Annotated in this window: 3 protein-coding genes; all 3 read left to right on the top strand. The window is 46.4% G+C overall.

Annotation, left to right across the window (positions count from 1 at the left end; translation table 11 throughout):
- On the top strand, positions 1 to 5,740 hold a 5,740-nt coding region (locus tag JGK36_RS28040), incomplete at its 5' end, for a S8 family serine peptidase (RefSeq protein ID WP_293197291.1).
- A 449-nt stretch (positions 5,741 to 6,189) separates the two neighbouring features.
- Positions 6,190 to 8,931: a filamentous hemagglutinin N-terminal domain-containing protein gene (locus JGK36_RS28035; RefSeq protein WP_293197289.1), complete on the top strand. Its 2,742-nt coding sequence runs from the start codon at positions 6,190 to 6,192 to the stop codon at positions 8,929 to 8,931.
- Positions 8,921 to 10,867, top strand: coding sequence for a ShlB/FhaC/HecB family hemolysin secretion/activation protein (locus JGK36_RS28030; RefSeq protein WP_293197287.1), 1,947 nt, complete (start codon positions 8,921 to 8,923; stop codon positions 10,865 to 10,867). Before JGK36_RS28035 ends, JGK36_RS28030 begins: the two co-directional genes overlap by 11 nt.
- Positions 10,868 to 10,926: the final 59 nt, after the last annotated feature.

Genomic DNA, 10,926 nt, shown 5'->3' with positions numbered 1-10,926 from the left:
TTTAAGTGCAGGGGAGTATGAGGTAAAGGCGATCGCCTATGACAAAGCAGGCGCTACCAGCGAGACGGTACTCAAAAGCTTTATTGTCAAAGAAGCTACAGTTACGCCAACCCCAACTCCGACACCGCCAACTCCAACTCCAACACCGCCAACTCCAACTCCGGTTAACCGATCGCCAGAAAATTTGCAATTTAGCCTGCCAAATATTGCTAAACCCAATGAGGCAATTCCGCTAACAAATGGCAAAATTTTTGATGCTAATGGAGCTGATACTTTAGCCAAAGTAGATTTTTGGTTGCAGAAAGAGGGGGGAGAATGGACAGATATTAATGATGTTACTACTTTTACTCCCGACAGTTCCGACAATCGTTGGGCAACTTTTAATTACACGTTGAGTGGGTTATCGGCGGGTAAATATCAGTTGAAGGCAATCGGCTACGATAAATCTGGTGCAGCTAGCAATGAAGCGAGTCGCAATTTGTTAGTCAATAGTGCGCCGGGGGATTTACAATTTAGAACTTTACCTCTCTATACCAAGGGTGAAAAAATTAGCTTTAGTGGCGCTAAGGTTTTTGATACAGAAGGAGTCAGCGATATTGCTAAAGTCGATTTCTGGTTCCAAAAAGAAGGTGGTGAGAAAATTGAAATCGCTAATGATGTTACTGAATTTACCACTGACAGTGATGGGTTCGGCCGATTTAACTTTAGTGATAATTTGAGCGGTTTAGCACCGGGGCGCTATCAATTATCGGCGATCGCCTATGATAAAGCAGGTGGTGCTAGCCCGGTTGCGAGTCAAAAGTTTGCGCTGATTAGCGATCCGGGTGAAGATGGGTTGTCTGATGAAGTCAGATTGGCGATCGTTGGTGCTGCAAATATCGACAGTTATCCGCCAGAAGCTTTAGCAGAAACAAAGGAATGGGTTGTATGGCTGACACCCGGACAGTCTTCCCAAGAATTAGCAGCTAGAATTGGGGCGATCGATCGGGGAGATACCGGCCACATTCCCAACACTTTTATCTGGGAATTTCCACAGGGAAGAAATCCGAAAGAGGTGGAGGCTCAGCTAGCAACAATCGGAGGAGTAGAATATGCTTACCCGCAGGTTCCTGTCAAATTAAATTTGTTGTACGAGCCGAAGGAAACTTTATACAAAGACCAGTGGAATTTAAAAAACGCGAATCTCCCCGCAGCTTGGGATGTAATTAATCCTGCAACTTCTCAAACAGTGCGGGGAAGGGGTACGACTATTGCAATTGTGGATGATGGCTTGGAATACAAGCACCCAGATTTAGCAAGCCGGTACAACCCTAATTTGAGTTGGGATTTTACTGATAAAGATAGCGATCCATCGCCAACATCCACAAAGGGCTTTACAGCCAATCTTTCACAACCAAAAGTAAATGGTTGGAATAGTATTAACTTCTCTCTTCCTGTAAATTTGACAGGGATGGTAAAAGATATTCAGGCTACCTTCGATTTCAGTCAATCTCTACCACCTAATTTACCAAAAATTGAAGAGTTGCAAGTGTCTCTCTACAGTCCTGACAAATCTGCGTTCAGCCTTTTCTATCGACGCCCTATTTCTCCTGCAAGATGGTGGTGGCCCGGTCTGGACGATCTGAAGTTTTCGCAAAAAGTTCCGCTAAAATTGACTGGAAGTAGCTCTCAAAGTTTCAATCTAAATCAAGGTCAATTTTATGGGAGTTATGCGGGCGGGAATTGGCAATTAGAAATTAAGAATCCCAACCCCGATGAGTATGATGCAGACGAAATGCGCCAGCTTAGCCAAGAACTTTTGAAACGCTGGACATTACAAATTAACACTGCTAACCCTCACGGAACTGCGGTTGCAGGAATTGCAGCAGCCAGTGAAAACAGTAAAGGGATTATGGGTGTAGCTCCTGAATCGAAATTAGCAGGGCTGCGACTATTTGGTAATACAGAGCCACTAAATTACGAGGCTGACCCTTTAGGAAAACAGATTGCTGATGCTTTATTCGATCCTCAGACACAACCGGGACAATCTAATCGCAATCAGTCGATCGATATTTTTAATAACAGTTGGGGTCCTGAATACATGAGGCGGCAACCTTTAGCTCTGCAAGCCTTGCAAACAGGAGTTACCAAAGGTCGAAATGGGTTGGGAAATACCTATGTATTTGCGGGTGGGAATGAAGGGAACTTTAACGGGAATGTCAATTATAATAGTTTTGGTAGTTCCCGTAATGCGATAGCGGTAGGTGCAATCGATCCAGCAGGAAATCACACCACTTACAGTACACCCGGCTCGGCAATTTTCATTTCAGCATCCTCCGACAATAACGATCCTAATAACGCACAAGGGATTACCACAACAGATATTTTTGAAAATGGCTCTGGTGGCTATGATGACGATTTTGGAGGAACTTCTGCGGCCGCGCCTGTGATTTCTGGAGCGATCGCTTTGATGCTGGAAGCTAATCCTAAACTAACTGTGCGTGATGAGCAACATATTTTAGCCAAGACGGCTCAGAAAAATGACCTCAATGGCAAAGATAGCGAAGGGAAACCCAAATGGGAGCAGAATAAAGCAGGATTTTGGGTGAGTTACGAACAAGGCTTTGGTGCGATTGATGCCGCCGCTGCGGTTAAAGCTGCGGTTAATTGGACACCTGTAGGAAAGCAAGTTTTAGTGACTTCTGACTTGGAGAATGTGATGAAAGCGATTCCTGATGGTAGTGTAGCAGGAATAGAAGCTAAGACTACAATTACCAAGAATATTATTATCGAAACAGCAGAAGTAATTCTTGCTGCTGAGCATCCCGAGTGGCGTGACTTTACAGTGAAACTAATTTCATCAGATGGCACTGAATCAGTATTGGCAAATACCATGCCTGATATCCCAAAATCAAACACTAGCGATAGATTATCGCCAGATTCAAAAGAGTGGAAATTTATTTCAGTCCGACACTGGGGTGAGTTATCAAAAGGTGAATGGAAGTTGCAAGTTATTGATAAAAGTGGCAACGAATTGAAAGGTAATTGGAATAGTTGGAAGCTCAATCTTTACGGATTGGAACTAGACGAGTCACCCAATGTTGTTACCAATACCAAAGACAGCGGGCCAGGAAGTTTGCGAGAAGTTTTAAATTGGGCTAATAGCAATCCGGGCAAGGATACAGTTATATTCAAAGTTCCTCCTACAGATCCTGGTTACAACACCAGCAACAACGCTTTTACCATTCGGCCGCTATCGCCACTGCCGCGGATTACCGATTCAGTGATTATTGATGGAACCAGTCAGCCGGGATATTCAACTCGACCAGTAATAGAATTAGATGGCAGTAATGTACCAGTGGATGGTTTGTATATCACTGCTGGCAACAGTACGGTTAGAGGATTAACAATTAACCGTTTTGGTGTTGATGCTATCAGATTGCGTGATAATGGCGGCAACATCATTGAAGGAAATTTCATCGGTACTGATGTAACTGGTACTCAAGATTTAGGTAACGGCTATAGTGGCATATCAGTTTGGTCTTCTAATAATATTATTGGCGGTCAAACGGTTAAAGCCCGAAACGTCATTTCTGGTAACGATAGCCTTGGCATTTACATTGAGGGAGCAAATGCTAGCAATAACCTCATTCAAGGCAACTATATCGGTAGCGATCTCACGGGTACTCAAAAATTGGGAAATACAAATGGTGGTATTGTTATTTTGGGTGCCTCTAACAACACTATTGGTGGGACAGCAGTTGGGGTATCAAACTTGATATTCGGTAACGGTAAAAACGGTGTCTATCTTAGAGGTGATGGCTCAACTGGCAATGCTATTCTATCTAATTCTATTTCTGGGAGCGATCGCTTAGGAATCGATCTGGGAGATAATGGATTGACCGTGAATGATTTAGGAGATAGCGATACAGGTTTTAACAACTTCCAGAATTTTCCTGAGCTGACTTCTGCTATCTCTAGCAATGGGAATACGGCTATTAAAGGTAAGATAAATAGCACTCCCAATACTACATTCAGAGTAGAGTTTTTCTCTAACAAGGTTTTAGATGACTCTGGTTTAGGTGGTGGTGGCTATGGAGAAGGAGAGAAGTTCCTTGGATTCCAAAATGTAACGACTGATAGCAGTGGTAATGCGGCTGTCGCCATTAATTTACCGTTGGCTGTTCCCATCGGTCAATTTATTACTGCTACTGCTACTGACGCAAATAATAACACTTCGGAGTTTTCTCAAGGAATTGCGATCGCAGCTAATCCAGCATCCACAGAACTATTTACCGACATTAATGCTACTTTGGAAGGAGTTTTCTACAGTTCGGCAGCTTGGGGAGATTACGATAACGATAGCGATCTAGATATTTTGGTGACAGGCACAAACGGTCCGAATTCTGTAGCCAAAGTTTACCGAAACGATAGCGGCAACTTTACGGATATTAACGCTGGTTTGAGTGGAGTTAAGAATAGTTCGATCGATTGGGGAGATTATGACAGAGATGGCGATCTTGATATTCTGCTAACAGGTTTGGATAATGCCTCAAATCCAGTCTCGAAAGTTTATCGGAACGATGGCGGTAATTTTACGGATGTCAGTGCTAACTTGCAAGGAGTTTGGAATAGTTCAGCAAATTGGGGAGATTACGATAATGATGGCGATCTCGATATACTTCTGACAGGTGGTGCCATTATTTCTGGTTCCTCGGTTAAGATTGCGAAAGTCTACCGTAATGACAGCGGTAGTTTTACAGATACAGCCGCAAATTTACAGGGAGTTTGGCAGGGTTCAACAGATTGGGGTGACTACGACAAAGACGGAGATCTCGATATTCTCATAACTGGTAATTCTGATGGTTCAGTTTCAGCAGATATCTCTAAGATTTATCGCAACGATAATGGCAGTTTCACAGATATAGGTGCGCCATTAACGGGCGTTTTTTCGGGTGATGCAGCTTGGGGAGACTATGACAATGACGGCGATCTAGATGTACTTTTGACTGGTTTAACGCCGAGCAATTCATCTCCGGTTGCTAAGATTTATCGCAATGATGCTGGCAGTTTCACGGAGATTCAAGCGGGCTTGCAGGGAGCTTATTATAGCTCTGTAGATTGGGGAGATTACGATAATGACGGGGACTTAGATATTCTTTTGACAGGTGCTTCGCCATCCAGAATCTCAAAACTCTACCGCAATGATGGCGGCAGGTTTACCGATATTAGTACCAACTTACAAGGAGTTTTTGGCAGTTCAGTAAGTTGGGGAGACTATGACAACGATCGCGACTTGGATCTGCTTTTAGCTGGCAATCGCTTGGGTTCTCCCTCTGCTAGTACCAAAGTTTACAGAAACAACCTTTTCACTGTAAATACTGTTCCGGTAATACCCGCTGGACTTATCTCTTCAGTTAATGGTAATTCTGTCAGCCTAAACTGGAGTCCTGCTACTGATGCTGAAACACCGCAAGCAGGTTTAACTTATAACCTGCGAGTAGGAACAACTCCTGGAGGTTCAGATATTATGTCTCCGATGGCTAATAGCAATGGCACTCGCAAAGTAGTTCAAATGGGCAATGTCAATCAAAACACAAATTGGACGCTGAAAAATCTCAGACCGGGTACTTATTACTGGAGCGTACAAGCAATTGATACTGCTTTTGCAGGTTCGACATTTGCTACTGAAGGCAGCTTTACAGTTTTAGGTGTAGGTGCAATTGGAAATATAAGCACTACAGTTACACCTATTTCTTAATAATATCCGTAGTTAGATCTGTAGGTTGGGTTGAACGAAGAGAACCCTCCGCTAAACGCTCCGCCCAACATCAACTAGAAGAAGGTGTTGGGCGAAGCGGAGGGCTCATTCTTAAACCCAACCTACTTATGTGAGCGTAGTCGAAGGGTCGAAATGCCTACTTCGACTACGCTCAGTGACCAAAGCGCCTTAGCGACTGCTATATCTTCGGCTCGTTGTGTTGTAAGATAACTAGGACTTGCATATAAATACTAAAAAAACCAGGTTTTTTATGAGTATTCAAGGTCGGGAGTGCGGTATTTTTGTAAAAAAAATCGGTTTCTGCCTCCAGGACTAATCATCTTAATATTTTCATCGATCGCCCGTTTTTATATCCTGCATCCCCCGTGAAAAATAAAACAAAATTAAAAATATTCTGTATTCTTTTTTACATTTGTGGTTTTCCCACTTTGGCAACTGCCCAAATTGTCCGGGATGACACTTTACCGCTCAACTCCACCGTCACCCAAAACGATAACACCTTCACCATTGAAGGCGGCACAGCAGCGGGTCGCAACCTGTTCCATAGCTTTCAGGAATTTTCCGTCCCCACTGGTGGCACAGCATTTTTCAACAACGCTGATACGATTCAAAATATTTTCACTCGCGTCACTGGCGGGTCAATTTCTAACATTGATGGCATCCTCCAAACCAACGGTAGCGCTAACCTATTTCTCCTCAACCCCAACGGCATTATTTTTGGCCCGAATGCCAGCCTGAATATCGGTGGCTCGTTTCTAGGCACTACAGCCGATCGCATCAACTTCGCTGACGGCACATCATTCAGTGCTACCAATCCCCAAACAACTCCTCTGCTAACTATCAGCATTCCGACTAGCTTGCAATTTGGTCCGAATCCCGGTCAAATTGTCGATCGCTCTGTAGCCGTTTCTGCTGTTGAAGACAGTGGCGAAGGAAATCAGAACCCCGTAGGTTTAGAAGTTTCACTCGGTCAAACTTTAGCGCTAGTGGGCGGCGACATAGCGCTTCCAGGTGGACTTTTGACAGCATCGGGAGGCCGAATCGAACTTGGCAGTGTCGGTGCTAACAGTTTAGTTGGCCTGACTTTCAATGACTCAGGTTTCGCTTTGGGATATGCAGGTGTCCGGGACTTCCAAGATATTGAATTGTCACAGGGTGCTGTTGTAAGTGCTAGCGGTGAAGGTGGCGGTACTATTCAAGTACAGGGGCGGCGGGTGGTACTGACGGAGGACTCAGGAATTCTTTCTCAGACTCGCGGCAGCCAAGACGGGGGTACGGTTTCGATTCAAGCAACACAGTTGATCGCTGAAGGTGGTGGTTATGTAGATACGACTACCTACGGGGCTGGCAGAGGTGGGAATTTATCCGTCACAGCGACAGATTCCATAGAATTGAGTGGCACTAATGCTGATGGCAATGGGCCCAGTGGCTTATTTGCTCAAGTTGATGTTGAAGAGGGGCAAACTTTACCGGCAACAGGAAATGCCGGAGATTTAACGATCGCCACCGGTCGATTAATTTTACGAGATGGGGCACAGGTAGGCTCAACTACTTTTTCAGAGGGTTCCGGGGGAAGGTTAACTGTCACTGCTTCCGAGTCTATAGAAGTGACTGGGCGATCGGCAGATGGTCAATTTTTTAGCGTTTTGGCAACTCAAACTGAGCCTGGTTCTTCTGGCAATTCACAAGATTTGACCATTTCCACCAGAGAGTTGATTTTGCGAGATGGAGGTGAAATTTCATCTTCCACCAATGGTACGGGGAATGCAGGCAATATACTCATTCAAGCGTCCGGGCAGATTGTTAAAGATCGGTCTGGAATATCGGCTTTCAGTTCAGGTAGTGGGCGCGGTGGCAATATCAGCATTGAAACAGGGCGCTTAATTGCTCAAAATGGCGGTCAGGTATTAGCAACAACTCAAGGTAGCGGGCAAGCAGGGACTTTAACTATAAATGCCACAGAATATGTTGAACTCACTGGAACGGCTACAGACGGCTCTCCCAGTGGCTTGTTCACCCAGTCCACAGGGAGAGCAATGGACTCTAATGCTGGCAATGCAGATAACCTAACCGTAACAACGAGGCGCTTAACTGTTCGGGATGGAGCTGCAATATCAGCAGATACTTTCGCAGGTGGAAAGGGAGGTTCTCTTACAGTCAATGCCTCGGAGTCTATTGAAGTGACTGGAACTTCCGGCATCGTTCCAGAGATCGTACCAGGAAGAGCTTCTCCCTTAGTCAGGATAGTCAGGGCTGATGGGCGCTTGCCCAGCCGTTTGACAGCAGCGACAACGGACACCGGAGAAGCAGGGAGTGTAACGATTAATACGGGACTGCTGAGGGTACGGGATGGGGCAAGTGTTGCTGTAGATGGGAGCAGGGGTACGGGCTCTGCCGGCAACCTGAAGGTAACAGCCAGCAACATCCGACTAGACAGAGGAACCATTACGGCAGAAACTAGATCCGGTGACTTCGGCAATATCAACCTCCAAGCGTCCAACTACTTACTGATGCGCGACAACAGCAACATTACCGTTACCGCCACCGGCGATGCTAGGGGCGGCAATATCAACATCAATACCAGAGCCTTAATTGCCGGTATCAAGAGCGACATCACAGCCAATGCAGTCAACCGCGAAGCCGGCCGCGTCGAAATTACAGCCCCAGAAGGCATTTTCGGAGCCCGATCGCGCCGCCTCACAGATCCCGCCTCCAACCTCACCAGCGACATCACCGCTACCTCCCTGGCCGGCCCGCAACTCGACGGCGAGATACTCCTCAACACCCCTGAAGCAGACCCCACCCAAGGCGTGGCTAAGCTACCAGAGACGATCGCCAATCCCGATGCGATCGCCCAAATTTGTCCCAATCAACGGCGGCCGGGAGAAGATAGAACCTTTACCAGAACAGGGCGCGGCTTGCCTGCCAAGCCGGGGGAAACGCTCAGTGGCGGCTCTGCAACCGTCGGTTTAGCTGACGCTGTACCGCCTGTCGAAGGGCGATCGAGAACTGCCGCACCCCAGCAAGCGGTTCGCCCCGCTTCTCGCCCCATCCAGGCAGCCCGAGGTTTGGCGGTTAACAGCAAAGGAGAAGTCATCTTCACTGCTTATCCTGCTGCGGTGCCGCTGCAAAGTCCCGTTATTCCCCACCCAGCCTGCGATGTTCAATAACAGAAACCGGAACAGGGGCGATCGCTGGCTGCCGTTGAGTGCGGGCTTGTTAGCAAGCAGCTTGGCGGCTTGGCCGCTGAAAGCGGAAACTCTTCTACTGCAACCAGCAGGAGAGTTGAATCCGGGCGGCCCAGACTTGACGGTTCAAGTACCCAATCCCGCAGAACCTTTAGAACCGCAAACCACTCCTTCCCGGCAAAACCCGCAAAACCTGCCACCTACAGAGCCCTCTCCCACGCTGGAAGAAAGAAAGACTGAACCCGATTCCGATACCGGTGAAGCTTACGAATGTTCTATCCCAGTGCCGCCAGCAGATCGATCGCCCGCAACTCCAACGGCAACTCCAACGCCGGAAGATAGCAAAACTGATGAGGCGATCGAGGCAATCTCGATCGCTAATTTTCGCTTTGTTGGCAATACTGTTTTTAGTCAGGAAACTCTCGATCGAGAAATTACCCGAAAATTTTTAGAATTAGACAGCACTACTAATCGATTTCGAGCAGGACAAATTACTTTTGCTCAATTGCAGCAAGTAATTTCGGAAGTCACAAAGTTTTACAATCAAAGAGGATATATTAACTCTTTTGCCTACATTCCTACTACCAGCGAAGAACCAAATCAAAGATTGCAAAATAGGGGCGTTCCTGGAGAAGTTATTATTAAAATTGTCGAAGGCGGATTAGAATCAATTCGAGTCAGGAGGCGGACGGGAAGGCAACGCCTCAACCTCGATTATGTATGCAGCCGTTTGGCGATCGCATCGCAACCTTTACAAGTTTCTCGCCTGCTAGATGCTCTGCGATTGCTCGAACTCGATCCATTAATTAAAAAGATTACCGCTGAATTGATACCCGGTTCGCAGGTACACAGAAGCAGTTTAGAAGTTAAATTCGAGGAGGAACAAACTTTTAGTGTCGAAGTAGCGATCGATAACCGCCGAGCTCCAAGCGTCGGTACTGTCCGCCGCCAAGTGCAACTGAACGAAGCAAATTTATTGGGCCGGGGAGATGATTTGAGCCTTGCTTACACGAATACCGACGGCAGCAATGCTTTCGATTTAAGTTATACATTGCCCTTAAATCCGAATAACGGTACGATTAAGGTAGCAGCAGGAACAACTGCAAATCGCGTCGTCGAACCGCCTTTTGAAGATGTCGATCTCAGAGCAGCGGCGCGATATTTAGACATTACGATGCGCCAACCTTTATTGAGGACTCCCAGACAAGAATTTGCCGTCGGTTTGACTGCAACTCGGCGGGAAAGTGGCACTTCAATTTTAGGCGAAGATTTCCCCCTCTCTCCAGGAGCCGATGAAAAAGGGCGATCGCGCATCTCGGCCCTGCGATTCTTTCAGGATTGGACGGTGCGAAGTAATGAAGAATTATTAGCGTTTCGATCGCAATTTAGCTTAGGATTGAGTGCTTTTAATGCTACTGTTAACAGTGAAGCTCCTGACAGCAGATTTTTGGCATGGCGGGGACAGGCGCAGTGGGTTCGCCGTTTGGCAAGAGACACTTTTGTCTTTGCCAGCAGCGACTTGCAATTAGCAAATAGAGCGCTTTTACCTCTGGAGCAATTTGGTCTTGGAGGTTTCAATAGCGTGAGAGGCTACCGGCAGGATCTACTTTTGGGCGATAACGGAATTTCCGCATCAGCCGAGTTGCGATTTCCGATTGTTGGTAGGTCCGATCGAGGGTTAGGAGTCGTTCAAATTGCTCCTTTTATTGATGCAGGCACGGTGTGGAACAGCTCCGGTAGAGAGGATTTTGACCCTCAAACTTTGGTATCTGTGGGGGCGGGACTGCGGTGGGAAATGAGCGATCGCCTTGCAGCAAGTTTTTACTGGGGCATTCCTTTAGTTGACGTGAATTCGAGGCAGAGGACATGGCAAGAAAAAGGGTTACATTTTTCAGTGCGATCGAGGTTTTCTTTTTGAAACTTGTGCGCCAAATTACAAGAAAAAATTTCAGGTTATTTGTTCTCCTATTTTTAACA

The organism is Microcoleus sp. PH2017_35_SFW_U_B (assembly GCF_020737865.1).
Lineage (GTDB): Bacteria > Cyanobacteriota > Cyanobacteriia > Cyanobacteriales > Microcoleaceae > Microcoleus.
This window is presented reverse-complemented; position numbering and strand designations above follow the sequence as displayed.

Bases quoted from the DNA above. Each gene is read 5' to 3' on its own strand.
- JGK36_RS28030 (WP_293197287.1), top strand. From the start codon at position 8,921: ATGTTCAATAACAGAAACCGGAACAGGGGCGATCGCTGGCTGCCGTTG.